Here is a 14,252-nt window from a genome sequence, read left to right on the forward strand (position 1 = left end):
GGTGGGGAGTCCGCACCCATCGGGCGGGACATGAAGAAGCGGGCCCTTCCGGCTCCAGCCGGGAGGGCCCGCTCTTTGTCGGTACCCCCGACCGGATTCGAACCGGCGCTACCGCCTTGAGAGGGCGGCGTGCTAGGCCGCTACACAACGGGGGCAAGCACTGCATCTGCTGCTCGTGAGCAGCGGGCGAAACCTTAGCGAAGCAGGCGGTTTCAGACCAAATCCCGGGCTCCTGGAACCAGGAGGACCGGGACTTTGCTGGGATACTAGGACTCGAACCTAGACTAACTGGACCAGAACCAGTCGTGCTGCCAATTACACCATATCCCAAGGATGGCGGGCCTTCTGGAGACCTGCGCCGTGGCCCCTGAGGGCCGGGCGAAACCTTACACGCGCGCCTGTGGGGCGGCCAAAACGGCCGGGTCCGTCCTCGTCGTCAGGCCCATCCGGCGGGCCACCCACCAGGCCAGCGCCAGGTAGGACAGCGACTGGGTGAGCGTCGTCGGCAGGCTCCACCAGGTGCCGCCGGTCGGGTTGAGCGCCGAGCCCATGTCGCCGAAGGCCAGCGCGAACCCGAAGGCGAGCCAGTTGTTGAGCACGTGCATGGCGATGCCGGCCTCGAGGCCGCCGGTGACGATGACGAGGACGCCGGCGACGACACCGAACGCGAAGCGGTCGAAGAAGATCGGCGGGTCCTGGGCGCCGTGCGCCAGGGCGAAGATCAGCGACGAGGCACCGACCGCCACCCACGGGCTGCGGAACATGCCGCCGAAGGCCTGCAGGAGATAGCCGCGGAAGGCGTACTCCTCCGCCGCCGCCTGGAGGGGCGTCAGCAGCAGGACGACGAGCATGAAGTCACGGATCCGGGGCGTGAACTCGTTGAGCTCCCCGGACAGCGACGTGTCGGCCTGCTGCGGCAGGAGCGCGGCCACCACCAGGGTCAGGATCAGCGCCGCGAACGACAGGCCGACGCAGACCAGCAGGTAGCGCCACCGCAGCCGCGGAGCGATCGAGGAGAGCCACCGCGGCCGCAGCCCGTGGAGGTAGCGGATGATCACCCAGCAGAACGGGATCAGCCCCGCGAGGGCGAGGTTGAGGTAGGCGAGGCTCGCCGGCGTCGGGTTGGTCAGGTCGACCAGGCGGGTGACGCTGCTGGCGACCTCCTGCCCGGTGGCGGCGTAGTAGACGACGAACGGCACCAGCATCAGGAACGGCAGGACCAGGACCATCCCGAGGGCGAGGCACAGGATGCCGACCAGGCTCCGCCACCACGAGCCGCCCCAGCCGCCGCGCAGGAGCAGGTGGTAGGGCAGACCCTCCCGGTGGTCGTCGCCGGACGGCGCGAGTCCGGCGGAGGTGGGTGACGTGGGTCGCTGGTCGGGGCCGGGCTGCTGGCCCGGCACCGGCGTCCGCCCTGCAGAGGACGACGTGGAGGACGGCGCGGGCCAGGTCGAGGTGTACGGCGGCGGCCCGGCGGCGTACGCCGGCGGCTGCCCGAACGGCTCGGCCGGCGGCGGCCCGTCGGGCCGTCCGGGCGGGGGCGCGGGCGGGAACGGCGGCTGCGTCACGCGAGGGCCCCCGACAGGCGGGCGAGGCTGCGGTCACGCCCGAGCAGCTCGAGCGACTCGAAGAGCGGCGGGGAGATCTTGCGGCCGCTGACGGCGATCCGGACCGGACCGAAGGCGTGGCGCGGCTTGAGCCCGAGGTCGTCGACGAGCGTCTTGCGCAGCGCGTCCTCGATCTCGGCCGTCGACCAGTGCGCCAGCCCCGCCAAGGCGTCGTGGGCGGCCGTGACCACCTCGCGCCCCGCCTCGTCGATCTCGTCGTGCCGCTCGAAGGAGGCCTCGTCGACGAAGAGGAAGCCGAGCATGTCGACAGCCTCGGTGAGCTTGTTCATCCGCTCCGCGACCAGCGGCATCGCCAGCTCGAGCAGCTGGGCGTCGGAGTCGTGGACCGGGTCACCCACGACACCCGCGGCCTTGAGGTGCGGCAGCACCCGGTGGGTGAGCTCGTCGATCGACAGCATCCGCACGTGGTCGGCGTTGATCGCCTCGGCCTTCTTGAGGTCGAAGCGCGCCGGGTTGGGGTTGACGTCGGCGATGTCGAACGCGTCGACCATCTCCGACAGCGTGAACACGTCGCGGTCGGGTGCGATCGCCCAGCCGAGCAGCGCGAGGTAGTTGAGCAGCCCCTCGGGCAGGAAGCCCTGGTCGCGGTAGGCCAGCAGGTGGGCCTCGGGGTCGCGCTTCGACAGCTTCTTGTTGCCCTCGCCCATCACGTAGGGCAGGTGACCGTAGTCCGGCGTGACCTTGGCGAAGCCGAGGTCCTTCAACGCCTCGAACAGGGCCAGCTGTCGCGGCGTGCTCGACAGGAGGTCCTCGCCGCGCAGCACGTGGGTGATCTCCATCAGCGCGTCGTCGACGGGGTTGACCAGCGTGTAGAGCGGGTCGCCGTTGGCACGGCAGAGCGCGAAGTCGGGGACGAACTCGGTCTGGAAGGAGATCTCGCCGCGCACCAGGTCGGTGAAGGTGATCTCGCCGTCAGGCATCCGGAACCGGACGACGGGGCGTCGGCCCTCGGCCTCGAACGCGGACCGCTGCTGGTCGGACAGCTCGCGGCAGAACCCGTCGTACCCCTGGATCTTGGAGCCGGCCGCCTTCCGGCGCTCCGTCACCTCCTCGGTGGTGCAGTAGCAGTCGTAGGTCGAGCCGTGCTCCCGCAGCCGCTCGAGCACGTCGCGGTAGAGCTCCTCGCGCTCGGACTGCCGGTAGGGCCCGAACGGGCCGCTGACCTCGGGGCCCTCGTCCCAGTCGAGGCCGAGCCAGCGCATGACCTCGACGAGGCTGTCGTAGGACTCGTCGGTGCTGCGTTCCTTGTCGGTGTCCTCGATCCGGAACACGAACGTGCCGCCGTGGTGGCGGGCGAAGGCCCAGTTGAAGAGGGCGGTGCGGGCGAGGCCGACGTGGGGGCTGCCGGTCGGCGAGGGGGCCATCCGGACGCGGACGGGGGGGTTGCTCATGCGCTGGTCACCTTGTTCGTGAGCGTGCCGAGGCCGGCGATCGAGATCTCCACCTCGTCGCCCACCTCCATCGGACCGACACCCGCCGGGGTGCCGGTGAGGATCACGTCGCCGGGCAGCAGCGTCATCACGCTGGAGACGTGGGCGACGAGGGTCGGGATGTCGAAGACGAGGTCGCGGGTGTTGCCGTCCTGCTTGAGGTCGCCCTCGAGCCAGGTGCGCAACGAGACCCCGTCGGCGAAGTGCTGCGGGTCGAGGTCGGTCTCGATCCAGGGACCCAGCGGGCAGAAGGTGTCGAAGCCCTTCGACCGGGTGAACTGCACGTCGGAGCGCTGCAGGTCGCGGGCGGTGACGTCGTTGCCGATCGTGTAGCCGTAGATCACGTCGGTCGCCGAGGCGGCGGGCACGTCGCGGCAGATCCGGCCGATGACGACGGCCAGCTCACCCTCGAACTGCAGGTCCTCCGTCTGCTTCGGGTAGCGGATCGACTCGCCGGGGCCGATGACGCTGGTGTTGGGCTTGAGGAACAGCAGCGGCTCGTCAGGCACCTCGTGGTCGAGCTCGGCGGCGTGGGCGGCGTAGTTGCGGCCGATCCCGACGACCTTGCTCCGCGGCAGCACCGGCGCCAGCAGCCGGACGTCGCCGAGCCGGTGCTCCTCCTGGGTGGCCTTGACGCCGACGTACATCGGGTCACCGGCGAGGGTGACGACGATCGCGTCGTCGGGCAGCTCGCCGTGCTCGTCGAGCTCGCCGGTGACGACGCCGAACTGCGGGTCCTCCCCCGTCGTGAACCTTGCGATACGCACGGGGTCGACCCTACCGAGCGGCCGCACGCGCCTCCGCCACGGCCGTGCGCAGCGCCGCGAGGGTCCGGGCCACGTCCTCCTCGGTGGTCGACCAGTTGCTCACCGACACCCGGAGCACCGCGCGCCCGTGCCATCGCGAGCCCGTGGTCCAGGCGGTCCCGTCGACCAGCATCCGGCGGACGACGTCCTCGGTCACCGCGTCCTCACCGAACGTGGCGCAGACCTGCGTGAAGACCACGTCGTTGAGCACCTCGGCCCCCTCGATGGCCGCGATCCCCTCGGCGAAGGCGCGGGCCCGCGCGGCGAGCCGGTCGACGAGGTCGGCCACGCCCTGCCGGCCGAGCGCCCGCAGCACCGCCCAGACCGGCGCGGCGCGGTTGCGCCGGCTCAGCTCCGGCACCTTCTCGAACGGGTCGCCGGCCGCGTCGCGGATGAGGTAGTCGCCGTGCATCGACATCGCCGCCCTGAGGGCAGCGGGGTCGCGCACGACCACGAGGCCGCAGTCGTAGGGCACGTTGAGCGTCTTGTGGGCGTCGGTCGCCCACGAGTCGGCGGCCTCGTAGCCCGCGATCAGGGGGCGGTACGCCGGGGAGGCGGCCGCGAACAGCCCGAACGCCCCGTCCACGTGCACCCACGCGCCATGGGCATGCGCCACCTCGATCGCCTCCGTCATCGGGTCGAAGGCACCGCTGTGGATGTTGCCGGCCTGCAGGACGACCATCGTGGGCCCGCCGTCACCCTCCTCGAGCGCCGCCGAGAGCGCGGCGATGTCGAGGCGGCCCTGGTCGTCGACGGCCACCAGCTCGGGAGCGCCGAGGCCGAGGTAGCGCAGCACCAGGTCGACGGAGTCGTGACGCTCCTGGCCCACGAGCACCCGGACCCCGGGCGAACCGGCCAGTCCCTGCGTGGCGACGTCCCAGCCGGCGCGGTCGAGCACAGCGCCACGCCCTGCCGCGAGGCCGGTGAAGTTGGCCATGGTGCCGCCGGTGACGAAGCCGACCGGGCTGCCGTGCGGGAGCCCGAGCAGGTCGACCACCCAGGCCTCGGCCACGTCCTCGACCGCCATCGCCGCCGGGGTCACGGTCCGCAGCCCGGCGTTCTGGTCCCAGGCGCTGGTCAGCCAGTCGGCCGCCAGCGCGGCCGGGTGGGAGCCGCCCATCACGAAGCCGAAGAACCGTCCCGACGGGATCGCCGCGAGGCCGGGCTCCCCTGCCTCGGCGAGCAGGTCGAGCACGTCGCGGGGGTCGGTCGGCCCCTCCGGGAGCTCCCGGCCGAGCCGCTCGGCGACCTGCGCCGCGTCCTCACGGGGCGGGACGGGCCGGTCCTGCAGCGAGGAGAGCCAGGTGAGTGCGTGCTGGTGGGCGGCCTCGAGGGCCTTGGCGGCTTCGTCGTGCACGGCGCCATCCTCGTACCCTCGGGGCGTGTCCGTCGAGAGCCTGACCCGTGGTGCCTGGCAGGCCCGGGCGACCGCGCACGCGGACCGACTGGCGCCGTACGTCGAGCCCCACCTGGCCCGGCGCCGGGAGGGCGTGAAGCACCCGGTCCACGACTTCCTCTTCTCCTACTACTCCCAGCGGCCCGCGCAGCTGATGCGGTGGCACCCGGGGTTCGGAGTGGCGCTGGAGGATGCGCCGGAGTACGCGGGACTGAAGGGGTACTTGGTCTCGACAGGCTCGACCGACGACCGCGTGGGCTCGACCGACGTGACCGTGGACCCGGCGTATGTCGCCGCGCAGCGGTCCCTGGTGGCGTCGATCCTCCGGCTCCTGGTAGCCACCGCGTCCCGGCCCGCCCACACCGGCTGCTTCGGCCTCCACGAGTGGGCGATGGTCTACCGCGCCGACGAGACCCGCCACCCGCAGCCGCTCCGGCTGGGCGCTGCCGGCACCGACACGGTCGTGGAGTCACACCGGATCATGTGCAGCCACTTCGACGCGTTCCGGTTCTTCACCGACGAGGCGCGTCCCCGCAACACCGTGCAGCCCGGCCGCGACGACCGCCCGGCCTTCGAGCAGCCCGGCTGCCTCCACGCCGGCATGGACCTCTACAAGCACGCCTTCCGGCTCACCCCGATGGTGTCCTCGGACCTGGTGGCCGACTGCTTCGAGCTCGCCTGGGACATCCGCGAGCTGGACATGAGGGCCGCGCCGTACGACCTCGCGGCCTTCGGCTTCGAGCCGGTCCGCATCGAGACGGTCGAGGGAAAGCGCGAGTACGCCGCCGCACAGCAGCACTTCACCGAGCGCGGCGCCCCCCTGCGCCAGCGGCTGATCGACGCGTGCGAGCGATTGCTGATCGAGGACCCGGTCGACGTCGGCGACCGCGTACGGTGAGGCCATGAGGCTGCTCGGGGCCGTCCTGCTGGCCATCTCGCTGACCCTCGGCGTCGGGGCCGTCGCCCCCGCCGGCGCTCAGGTGGTGGCCGCCGATCCCGACTGGGTCTTCTACTCCAAGGACAAGACCCGCTACAACTCGCCCTGGTACCGGGGGGCCCACCGGATCATGATCCACTTCGGCTGCACGCGCGCCCCCTACTACTCCCCCGACCCGCGCTGCACGCGCAACCGCGGCTTCCACCACGGCCTGGACCTGGCGATGCCCTGCGGCACCATGCTGAAGGCGCGCACGCGCGCCTGGGTGGTGCGGACCGACGGCCTCGGGCCGGCGTACGGGCCCCGCCCGGTGCGGCTGCGCAACTACGACCACGGCTGGGACGTCGTCATCGGGCACACCCGGAGGGTGTTCGTCAGGCCGGGTGACCGGCTCCACCGGGGCGACCGCATCGCCCGCGCCTCCGACGCCGGCGCCCCCGACGGCTGCCACCTGCACTTCGAGAAGCGTGCGATCGGCGGCGGGCTCAGCACCGCGGTCAAGCCGCGGCAGCTGATCCACCTGCGACCGAGGAAGAAGTGACGCGGGGCCACTCGGTGCTCCAGGTACCGGTCCCCGAGCTCGACGGTTTCGTGCGCGGGCGCACCGCCCACTACGACCCCGCCTACCTGTCGGCCGACCCCGACCTCGTCCACGCCCACGTCACCGTCCTCGGTCCCTTCCTCCCCGAGGTGGACGACGACGCCGCGACCCAGGTGGCACGGGTGGCTGCGTCGGTGCCGCCGTTCGCCTTCACGCTGCAGCGGATGTCGACCTTCCCCGACGGCATCATCCACCTGCTGCCCGACCCGGCCGACGGGTTCCGACAGCTCACCGACGGACTGTGCGCGGCCTTCCCTGCGTGCCGTCCCTACGAGGGTCGGTTCGAGCCCGAGCCGCACCTGACGCTGGACCTCACGTCGCCCTCGGTCAGCGAGACGTCGACGCGAGGGGCGCTCAGCCTGCCCGTGTCCTGCCACGCCGACCGGGTCGACCTGGTCTGGTACGAGCCCGGACGGTGCCGACGGCTGCGCAGCTGGCCGCTCGGTGTCGGCGCCGGTTCCTAGGGTGACCGGCGTGAACGACGACGCGACGACAGGTGCCGAGATCCGGGGCGAGGACTGGTACGCCGAGGACCTCGGCGCGGTCCGCTACACCGAGTGCACCTTCGTCGACGTCGACTTCTCCGAGGCCACGACCAGCGGCGCACACTTCGCCGGCTGCGTCTTCCGCGGCTGCCGGTTCAACGTCTCGACCCACTCGGCCACGGCGTTCGTGGCGTGCGAGTTCGTGCGGTGCGACTTCTTCGACGCCACCCTCGACGGCTGCAAGCTGTCCGGCTCGGTCCTCACCGGCTGCGTGCTGCGGCCGCTCACCGTGCGCGGTGGCCAGTGGAGCGGGGTGACCCTCCGGGCGGCCAACCTCTCCCGGCTCGACATGACCGGCGTCGACCTCCACGAGGCGGACCTGTCGATGGCGAAGCTCGCCGGGTCGGTGCTGGCCGGGTGCCGGCTCGACGGGGCGACGCTGCGCGACGCCGACCTCACCGGTGCCGACCTCCGGGGCGCATCCCTCGACCGCGTCGACCTGGCCGCGGCGCGCCTCCGGCGCACCAAGCTCGACCTGGCCGGCGCGGTGCTGCTCGCCGAGCTCAGCGGGGCGGAGGTCGACGTCAGCCGCTGACCCGGGCGCGGAGACCGGCCAGCACCAGGTCGAGCCCGAGGTCGACGTCGGCGGTGTGGTCGGTGGCAGGGTCGTGGTCGAGGGCACCCGCACTCCCCGCCTGCCGCTGGGTCTGCTCGTCGAGCGCGTGGCCGAGCACGTAGTGGAGCAGCGTGCGGGCAGCGGCGGCGGCCAGGTCCCCGGGCAGGCCACCGTCGGTGAGCACAGCCACCAGGTCGTCGTACGGCGCCCGCGCCCCCAGCCCGAAGGCGCGTGCTGTCGCGACCACCTCGGCGCCGTCCCGGTAGGCGAGGCAGGAGTCACGCAGCACGTGGCACGCCGCCCGGGCCCGGTCGTCCCACGGCCCGGCGGGGAGCGGCCGGCGGCCTCGCACCAGGATCTCGTCGGCCAGCGCGGCCAGCAGGGTCTGCTTGTCGGCGAAGTGGTGGTAGAGCGCGCTCGGCCTGACGCCCAGCTCGGCACCCAGGCGGCGCATGGTGAGGTCGGCGAGGCCGAAGTCGTCGAGCACCCGGAGCGCGTGGTCGACGACGTCGTCGCGTCGGTGTCGCACCGGTGACCTCCCTCGCATTGACCGGTCAGCGCAGCCACCCTAACCTGAACGCCGTTCAGTTGGCCCCCGTCCGCAGGACGGCCACCGCAGGAAGCAGAGCCCGATGAACCGACGCTCCACCAGTACCGACCTCGCCCTGATCGCCGGCTTCGCGGCGCTCGTCGCGGTGTGCGCGCTGCTGCCCGCCATCAAGGTGGGCGCCGGCATCGTCCCCATCACCCTGCAGACCTTCGCGGTGCTGCTCGCGGGGGCGGTGCTGGGTGCGCGGCGCGGCTTCCTCGCCGTGCTTCTCTATGTCGTCGTCGGCGCCGCCGGCCTCCCGGTCTTCTCCGGCGGCGCCTCCGGACTCGCGGTCCTGGCCGGCCCCAGCGGCGGCTACCTCGTGGGCTTCCCGCTCGCGGCCGGCCTCTGCGGGTTCCTCGTGGAGCGCCTCCCTCGCCGCCAGGTGGCCACCAACATCCCGCTGATCTTCCTCGCCGGGCTCCTGAGCAGCGCCGTCTTCATCCACACGCTCGGCATGGCCGGGCTGGTGCTGCGCGCCGACCTGACCTGGGGTCAGGCCTTCGACGTCGACAAGGTCTTCTGGATCGGCGACGCGATCAAGAACCTCGCGATGGCCATCGTCGCCACCGCGGTGCACCGCACCTTCCCCGACCTGCTGCGCCGTCGGGCGCCCCGGCGCCAGCCGGAGACCGCAGCCACGGCGTGAGCCGGCTCGAGCTCCGCGACGTCACCGTCCGGCTCCCCTCCACGGACGGTGACGTCCCGGTCCTGGCCCCGACCGACCTCACCCTGACCGAGCAGCGGGTCGCCCTGATCGGACCCAACGGCTCCGGCAAGTCGACCCTCGCCCGGCTCTTCAACGGCCTGGTCGCCGCGACGACCGGCGAGGTGCTGGTCGACGGCCTCGACGTCGCCCGCGAAGGCCCCGCCGTCCGCCGCAAGGTGGCGTTCTGCTTCACCGACCCCGCGGCCCAGCTGGTGATGCCCACCGTCGCCGAGGACGTCGCCCTCTCACTGCGCCGCCACCACCGCGACAAGGCCGAACGGCGCCGCGCCGCCCTGGAGGTGCTCGACCGGTACGGGCTCGCGGAGCTCGCCGACCGCAGCGTCCACTCCCTCTCCGGGGGCCAGCGCCAGCTGCTCGCCCTGGCCGGGGTCCTGGCCACCGACCCCGAGGTGCTGGTCGCCGACGAGCCCACCACCCTGCTCGACCTCCGCAACACCCGGCGGATCGCCGACCTGCTCTTCGCGCTGCCCCAGCAGCTGCTGCTCGTCACCCACGACCTCGACCTGGCCCTGCGGTGCGAGCGAGCCCTGCTGGTCGACGAGGGCCGGGTGGTCGCCGACGGCGCGCCTGACGAGGTCGTCGGTCACTACCGGAGCCTGCGATGAGCCTGCTCGGGCTCTACCGACCGGGCTCGACCTGGCTGCACCGGCTGCCTGCGTCGGCCAAGCTGCTGGCGCTGGTGGTCGCCGGCGTCGTGGTGGTCGTGCTGCGGGGCCCGCTCAGCGGTGTAGCCGCGCTCGGGGTCGCGGTCGTGCTGGCGGCCTGGTCCGGCGCCGGCGTACGTCGCCTGGTGCGCGCGCTGCGGGCGCTGCTGCTGATGATGCTGCTGGTCGCGGCGTACTCGGCGTGGCAGCAGGGCTGGGAACGGGCCGTGGAGACCGGCGGCGACCTGCTGGCCCTCGTCCTGCTCGCGACGGTCCTCACGGTGACCACCCCGGTCGACGAGGTGCTCGACGCCGTGACCCGCGGCGTACGGCCGCTGCGCCGGGTGGGCGTCGATCCCGAGCGGGTCGGGCTGGCCTTCGCGCTGATGATCCGGGCCGTGCCGTCCACCCTCGACCTGGCCCACCAGACCCGCGACGCGGCCCGCGCCCGCGGGCTCGACCGTGACCCCCGGGCGCTGCTGGTGCCGCTGGTGATCCGCTCGGTGGCGCACGCCCGTGCGACTGGTGAAGCGCTCGACGCCCGCGGGATCGCCGACGACCCGGTCGTGTGAGGCCGAGCGACGGCCGCAGCCGGAGATGGCCGACGATCGGTGCCACGCGGTGGCGCGGATCGTCGGCTGTCGCGACAAGACCGGTCCCGCTGCTAGCCGGGCGACTGGTCGAGGAACCAGCGGTGCCCGAACGGGTCCCGGAAGACCGCCACGCGGCCGGCCGGCCCCGTGTCCTCGGGGCCCCGGTCCAGGGTGATGCCCGCGGCCTCGACGGCAGCAGCGACCGCGTCGACATACCAGGCGATGGCGGCACGCGCGTCGCCCACGCACAGGTACGGCGTCAGCCCGCTCATGCCTGCCACCCTGCGCCCGGCCCGGTCGGCGGTCAGCCGCGGTGGTGACGCCGCAGCCCGAAGGTCATGCTGTCGACCAGGGCCCCCCACGAGGCCTCGATGACGTTGTGGCCCACCCCCACGGTCACCCACGTCGACTCCCCGTCGGTGGTCTCGATCAGCACGCGCGTGACCGCGTCGGTGCCGTGCCCCTGGTCGAGGATCCGCACCTTGTAGTCGATCAGCTCGAACTTCGCCACCTCCGGGTAGGCCTGACCGATCGCCTCACGCAGCGCCTGGTCGAGCGCGTTGACCGGGCCGTTGCCCTCGCCGGTGACGACGTAGCGCACGCCCTCCGAGCGCAGCTTGACCGTCGCCTCCGAGAGCGCCTCGGCACCCGGCCGGGTCTCGGTGATCACCCGCCACGACTCGACCTCGAAGTAGGCGGGGCGCGCCCCCTCGACCTCCTCGAGCAGCAGCAGCTCGAAGGAGGCGTCGGCGGCCTCGAAGGTGAAGCCGCGCGACTCGAGCTCCTTGACGCGGGCCGTGACGCGGGTGACGAGGTCCTTGTCCCCTGAGAGGTCGAAGCCGAGCTCGCGTCCCTTGAGCTCGATCGAGGCCCGGCCCGCCATGTCGGAGACCAGCAGCCGCATGTCGTTGCCGACGCCGGCCGGGTCCATGTGCTGGTAGAGGTCCGGGTCGACCTTGATCGCGCTGGCGTGGAGGCCGGCCTTGTGCGCGAACGCGCTGGTGCCGACGTAGGGCTGCCGGCCCGCGGGCGGCACGTTGGTGACCTCGGCGACCGCGTGGGCGACCCGGGTCGCGTCGGCCAGCAGCCCGGCCGGCAGCACCTGCCGGTCGAGCTTGAGCTGCAGGTTGGCGACGACGCTCACCAGGTCGGCGTTGCCCGTGCGCTCGCCGTACCCGTTGATGGTCCCCTGCACGTGGGTGGCGCCGGCGTCGACCGCCGCGAGGGTGTTGGCCACCGCGCAGCCGGTGTCGTTGTGGCAGTGGATGCCGACCCGCACCTGAGCGGTCTCCACGACGTCGTGCACGACGTCTCCCACCCAGCCCGGCAGCATGCCGCCGTTGGTGTCGCAGAGGGCGATGACCGAGGCCCCGGCGTCGTAGGCGGTGCGGAGGACCTCGAGGGCGTAGTCGCGGTTGGCGCGGTAGCCGTCGAAGAAGTGCTCGGCGTCGAGGAAGACCTCCTGCCCCTCCTCCCGCAGGTGGGTGACCGTGTCGCGGATCATCGCGAGGTTCTCGGCCGGTGTCGTCCGCAGCGCCAGCTCCACGTGCCGGTCGTGCGACTTCGCCACCAGCGTCACCACGCTCGCGCCGGAGTCGCGCAACGCCGCCACCAGCGGGTCGTCGGCCGCAGCCACGCCCGCCCGCCGGGTGGCACCGAAGGCCGCCAGCTTCGCGTGGCGGAGGTCGAGCTCGTCGCGGGCGCGGCGGAAGAAGTCGGTGTCCTTCGGGTTGGCCCCCGGCCAGCCGCCCTCGATGTAGCCGACGCCGAGGTCGTCGAGGTGCCGGGCGATGCTCAGCTTGTCGGCCACCGACAGGTTGAGCCCCTCCTGCTGGGCGCCGTCGCGCAGGGTGGTGTCGTAGACGTGGAAGCCGCCGTGCAGGTCGGTCGTCCCGCTCATGGCTCCCCTCCTCCGGAACTGGTCGGGCAACAAAAAACCTCTCGTGGGTACGAGAGGTGGGCGCGTCGAGGGTGTCGACGCGCTAGCGAATGATGATGCTGCTCAGGTGGTGCACACATCCAGTGTGGCACGGCCGCCCGGACCGTGGGATCGGCTTCTCGCCATCCGAGCGGCCGCGCCGGTCCAGATGGGCGCCGCGCCGTGCGGCCAGCAGCCTGGGACCCTCCCCGGGAACGACGATCCACGCGACGGGGTCGTCACGTCCGACGATAGCCACCGCGAGGGCTCCGGGCCAGAGCTCAGCGGAGCTGCTCCAGACCGTTGACCGGGTTGCCGAGCGGTCGCCACACGGTGCCGCGCTCCTCGGCGAGCACGCCCAGTGTGAGCGCGCCGCCGACCACGAGCACCCACACGACGAGCCACGGGACGAACCGGCGACACAGCGGCTCGACCAGCCGCGAGACCGGCCCCCTGAGGCGGGAGCCGCCGGGCCCCACCCAGAGCGAGACGACGACCACCGCACCCGAGGCGAGGAGGGTGACCTGCTCGGTCGCCTGCGCCGCGTAGCAGATCAGGGCACAGGCAAGACCCAACCCGAGGCTCCACAGCAGGAGGAGCAGCGCCCCCGGGACGGCCTGCACGGCGTGCCAGGGCGAGGCCAGCAGCAGCTGGGGCCCGTCGTACCAGCGCGACCCGCGGATCGAGCGGCGTACGTCGACCGCGCTCCCCGCCAGCGAGGCGCCACGGAGCAGCCAGGTGAGGACGGCCAGGACGGCCAGGGCCGGCCACGGGTGGCTGGCGAGCCCGGTGACGGCAGCGAGACCGAGCCCGACCACCAGCAGGGTCCGCCGGGTGCGCTCGGCCAGGCCGACCCGCGGCGGGGCCTCGTCGTCGAGCCAACGGGTGTCCCGTGGGTCAGGCTCCCCGTCGTCGAAGAGGCTGATGGTCCGCTCGTCGGCCGCAGAGGCCAGGGCCAGCGGCAGCGTGTAGGGATCGCCTGTGTGGCCCATGTCGTCCCGGTCGTCCAGGTCGATGGAGGCGGCGGCCACCGGCAGCGGTCCCTCGACCAGCCAGTCGCGGATCTCCCCCAGCGAGGGGCGGCGGCGCGGGTCGGGATCGAGCGCGGCGCGCACCAGGTCGTGGACGTCGTCCGGGAGGGCCGACAGGTCGTGCTCACCCCGGCGTACCCGGTCCATGATCGCCACGGCGGGACCCCTGCCGAACGGCGCCCGGCCGGTGCCGGCGTAGGCGACGGTCGCCGCCCACGAGTGGACGTCGGAGGCCGCAGTGGCGTCGTCGCCGTAGAGGATCTCCGGGGCGAGGTAGCCGGGGGTCCCGAGCAGCCAGCCGGTGTGGGTGAGTCGCGGGTCGTCGGCCACCCGGGCCAGCCCGAAGTCGATGAGGATGGGGGTCCGGCCCTCCATCAGCACGTTGGAGGGCTTGACGTCGCGGTGGAGGACGCCGACGTCGTGCACCGAGGCCAGCCCCTCGGCGAGGCACTGGGCGAACCACGCGAGCTCGTCGCCGTCGAGCGGCCCCTCCTGGGCGACGTGCTCGTGGAGCGAGAGGCCGGGTACGTAGCGCGTCGCGACGTAGGGGATCTCGCCCCACGGGTCGGCGTCGACGATCTCGGCCACCCACCGGCTGCGGATGCGGGACAGCGAGCTGACCTCGCGCGCCAGCCGGGACCGGGCCTCGTCGTCGCCCACGATGTGGGGCCGGAGCACCTTGAGCGCGACCCGGTGGCCGTCGGGACGCCGCGCGAGGTGGACCACACCCATGCCGCCCTCGCCGAGCCGCGCGAGCACGGTGTAGTCGCCCACCCGCAGGTCGGGCGGCGCCGGCTCGGGGCGCGGGGAGAAGGCCACGGATCGAGGCTAGCGCCCCCGCGACCGGC

15 protein-coding genes and 2 tRNA genes are annotated in these 14,252 nt (G+C 73.0%); 7 read left to right on the plus strand and 10 right to left on the minus strand.

Going from position 1 to position 14,252, the window contains the following annotated elements; all coding sequences use genetic code 11:
* Positions 1-82 precede the first annotated feature (82 nt).
* From K6T13_RS11945 to K6T13_RS11970, 6 genes are all read right to left on the minus strand, one after another.
* A tRNA-Glu gene (locus K6T13_RS11945) sits at positions 83-155 on the minus strand.
* Positions 156-258: 103 nt separating this feature from the next.
* Positions 259-330 (minus strand) — tRNA-Gln (locus tag K6T13_RS11950).
* A 56-nt stretch (positions 331-386) separates the two neighbouring features.
* Complete coding sequence (locus K6T13_RS11955; RefSeq protein ID WP_249423762.1) at positions 387-1,568, minus strand: CPBP family intramembrane glutamic endopeptidase; 1,182 nt, start codon at positions 1,566-1,568, stop codon at positions 387-389.
* Positions 1,565-3,019, minus strand: coding sequence for a glutamate--tRNA ligase (gltX, locus tag K6T13_RS11960; RefSeq protein ID WP_222894793.1), 1,455 nt, complete (start codon positions 3,017-3,019; stop codon positions 1,565-1,567). Before gltX ends, K6T13_RS11955 begins: the two co-directional genes overlap by 4 nt.
* Positions 3,016-3,825: a fumarylacetoacetate hydrolase family protein gene (locus K6T13_RS11965; protein WP_222894794.1), complete on the minus strand. Its 810-nt coding sequence runs from the start codon at positions 3,823-3,825 to the stop codon at positions 3,016-3,018. Before K6T13_RS11965 ends, gltX begins: the two co-directional genes overlap by 4 nt.
* A gap of 10 nt (positions 3,826-3,835) precedes the next feature.
* Positions 3,836-5,221, minus strand: a complete 1,386-nt coding sequence (locus K6T13_RS11970) for a pyridoxal phosphate-dependent decarboxylase family protein (protein WP_249423763.1) — start codon at positions 5,219-5,221, stop codon at positions 3,836-3,838.
* A 25-nt stretch (positions 5,222-5,246) separates the two neighbouring features.
* On the opposite strand from K6T13_RS11970, the gene K6T13_RS11975 reads away from it, so the two are divergent.
* From K6T13_RS11975 to K6T13_RS11990, 4 genes are read left to right on the plus strand one after another with little or no spacing between them, the layout of a single operon-like run.
* Entirely contained in the window at positions 5,247-6,158 is a 912-nt protein-coding gene (locus tag K6T13_RS11975; protein WP_222894795.1) for a 3-methyladenine DNA glycosylase, read from the plus strand.
* Between the two features lie 4 nt (positions 6,159-6,162).
* On the plus strand, positions 6,163-6,738 hold the full coding sequence (locus tag K6T13_RS11980) for a M23 family metallopeptidase (protein WP_222894796.1): 576 nt from the start codon (positions 6,163-6,165) through the stop codon (positions 6,736-6,738).
* On the plus strand, positions 6,735-7,262 hold the full coding sequence (locus tag K6T13_RS11985) for a 2'-5' RNA ligase family protein (protein WP_222894797.1): 528 nt from the start codon (positions 6,735-6,737) through the stop codon (positions 7,260-7,262). Before K6T13_RS11980 ends, K6T13_RS11985 begins: the two co-directional genes overlap by 4 nt.
* Before the next feature lie 10 nt (positions 7,263-7,272).
* Positions 7,273-7,878, plus strand: a complete 606-nt coding sequence (locus K6T13_RS11990) for a pentapeptide repeat-containing protein (protein WP_222894798.1) — start codon at positions 7,273-7,275, stop codon at positions 7,876-7,878.
* Here K6T13_RS11990 and K6T13_RS11995 read toward each other — a convergent pair.
* Positions 7,868-8,428: a TetR/AcrR family transcriptional regulator C-terminal domain-containing protein gene (locus K6T13_RS11995; protein WP_222894799.1), complete on the minus strand. Its 561-nt coding sequence runs from the start codon at positions 8,426-8,428 to the stop codon at positions 7,868-7,870. The two genes, K6T13_RS11990 and K6T13_RS11995, sit on opposite strands and share 11 nt — an antisense overlap.
* A gap of 103 nt (positions 8,429-8,531) precedes the next feature.
* Between K6T13_RS11995 and K6T13_RS12000 the strand changes: the two genes are divergently transcribed.
* From K6T13_RS12000 to K6T13_RS12010, 3 genes are read left to right on the plus strand one after another with little or no spacing between them, the layout of a single operon-like run.
* Positions 8,532-9,137 (plus strand): biotin transporter BioY, encoded by a 606-nt coding sequence (locus K6T13_RS12000; protein WP_222894800.1) that lies wholly within the window; start codon positions 8,532-8,534, stop codon positions 9,135-9,137.
* Positions 9,134-9,823 carry an energy-coupling factor ABC transporter ATP-binding protein gene (locus K6T13_RS12005; protein ID WP_222894801.1) on the plus strand — a complete coding sequence of 230 codons (690 nt, stop codon included), beginning with the start codon at positions 9,134-9,136 and terminating at the stop codon, positions 9,821-9,823. Before K6T13_RS12000 ends, K6T13_RS12005 begins: the two co-directional genes overlap by 4 nt.
* Positions 9,820-10,434, plus strand: coding sequence for a CbiQ family ECF transporter T component (locus K6T13_RS12010; RefSeq protein ID WP_222894802.1), 615 nt, complete (start codon positions 9,820-9,822; stop codon positions 10,432-10,434). Before K6T13_RS12005 ends, K6T13_RS12010 begins: the two co-directional genes overlap by 4 nt.
* A 92-nt stretch (positions 10,435-10,526) precedes the next feature.
* On the opposite strand, the gene K6T13_RS12015 is transcribed toward K6T13_RS12010, so the two are convergent.
* From K6T13_RS12015 to K6T13_RS12025, 3 genes are all read right to left on the minus strand, one after another.
* Complete coding sequence (locus K6T13_RS12015; protein ID WP_222894803.1) at positions 10,527-10,727, minus strand: VOC family protein; 201 nt, start codon at positions 10,725-10,727, stop codon at positions 10,527-10,529.
* Between the two features lie 32 nt (positions 10,728-10,759).
* Entirely contained in the window at positions 10,760-12,355 is a 1,596-nt protein-coding gene (gene cimA / locus K6T13_RS12020; protein ID WP_222894804.1) for a citramalate synthase, read from the minus strand.
* A 299-nt stretch (positions 12,356-12,654) separates the two neighbouring features.
* Positions 12,655-14,223, minus strand: a complete 1,569-nt coding sequence (locus K6T13_RS12025) for a serine/threonine-protein kinase (RefSeq protein ID WP_222894805.1) — start codon at positions 14,221-14,223, stop codon at positions 12,655-12,657.
* Between the last annotated feature and the right edge of the window lie 29 nt (positions 14,224-14,252).

The organism is Nocardioides coralli, from assembly GCF_019880385.1.
Classification (GTDB): Bacteria; Actinomycetota; Actinomycetes; order Propionibacteriales; family Nocardioidaceae; genus Nocardioides; species Nocardioides coralli.

Coding starts and splice junctions, on each gene's coding strand:
- gltX (WP_222894793.1), bottom strand. CDS start 3,019: ATGAGCAACCCCCCCGTCCGCGTCCGGATGGCCCCCTCGCCGACCGGC.
- K6T13_RS11980 (WP_222894796.1), top strand. CDS start 6,163: ATGAGGCTGCTCGGGGCCGTCCTGCTGGCCATCTCGCTGACCCTCGGC.
- K6T13_RS12000 (WP_222894800.1), top strand. CDS start 8,532: ATGAACCGACGCTCCACCAGTACCGACCTCGCCCTGATCGCCGGCTTC.
- K6T13_RS12010 (WP_222894802.1), top strand. CDS start 9,820: ATGAGCCTGCTCGGGCTCTACCGACCGGGCTCGACCTGGCTGCACCGG.
- K6T13_RS12015 (WP_222894803.1), bottom strand. CDS start 10,727: ATGAGCGGGCTGACGCCGTACCTGTGCGTGGGCGACGCGCGTGCCGCC.
- cimA (WP_222894804.1), bottom strand. CDS start 12,355: ATGAGCGGGACGACCGACCTGCACGGCGGCTTCCACGTCTACGACACC.